Raw genomic sequence first — 1,143 nt, 5'->3', positions numbered from 1 at the left:
ATAGTTACGGCCGCCGTTTACTGGGGCTTCAATTCAGATCTTCGCTTGCGCTAAACCCTCCTCTTAACCTTCCAGCACCGGGCAGGCGTCACCCCCTATACATCATCTTACGATTTAGCAGAGAGCTGTGTTTTTGATAAACAGTTGCTTGGGCCTATTCACTGCGGCTGACCTAAGTCAGCACCCCTTCTCCCGAAGTTACGGGGTCATTTTGCCGAGTTCCTTAACGAGAGTTCTCTCGATCACCTGAGGCTACTCGCCTCGACTACCTGTGTCGGTTTGCGGTACGGGTAGAGTATCATTAAACGCTAGAAGCTTTTCTTGGCAGTGTGACATCACTAACTTCGCTACTAAAATTCGCTCCCCATCACAGCTCAATGTTATAAAGATAAGCATTTGACTCATCTTACACCTCACTGCTTAGCCGGACTCTTCCAATCGTCCGGTTTAGTTAGCCTACTGCGTCCCTCCATCACTATATACTCTAGTACAGGAATATCAACCTGTTGGCCATCGGATACACCTTTCGGTCTCTCCTTAGGTCCCGACTAACCCAGGGCGGACGAGCCTTCCCCTGGAAACCTTAGTCTTACGGTGGACAGGATTCTCACCTGTCTTTCGCTACTCATACCGGCATTCTCACTTCTATGCGTTCCAGCGCTCCTCACGGTACACCTTCTTCACACATAGAACGCTCTCCTACCATGACACTTTTGTGTCATCCACAGCTTCGGTAAACTGTTTTAGCCCCGGTACATTTTCGGCGCAGGGTCACTCGACTAGTGAGCTATTACGCACTCTTTGAATGAATAGCTGCTTCTAAGCTAACATCCTAGTTGTCTGTGCAACCCCACATCCTTTTCCACTTAACAGTTATTTTGGGACCTTAGCTGGTGGTCTGGGCTGTTTCCCTTTCGACTACGGATCTTAGCACTCGCAGTCTGACTGCCGATGATATCTCGTTGGCATTCGGAGTTTATCTGAGATTGGTAATCCGAGATGGACCCCTCACCCAAACAGTGCTCTACCTCCAAGAGACTTAACATCGACGCTAGCCCTAAAGCTATTTCGGAGAGAACCAGCTATCTCCAAGTTCGTTTGGAATTTCTCCGCTACCCACAAGTCATCCAAGCACTTTTCAAC

1 rRNA gene is annotated in these 1,143 nt (G+C 48.8%); it reads right to left on the bottom strand.

Features of this window, described 5'->3' with window-relative positions:
- A 23S ribosomal RNA gene (locus tag MFF34_RS27995) occupies positions 1-1,143 on the bottom strand; the annotation flags it as partial.

Origin of the sequence: Pseudomonas sp. PAGU 2196 (genome assembly GCF_022179005.1) — a bacterium.
GTDB classification, from domain to species: Bacteria; Pseudomonadota; Gammaproteobacteria; order Pseudomonadales; family Pseudomonadaceae; genus Aquipseudomonas; species Aquipseudomonas kermanshahensis.
This window is presented reverse-complemented; position numbering and strand designations above follow the sequence as displayed.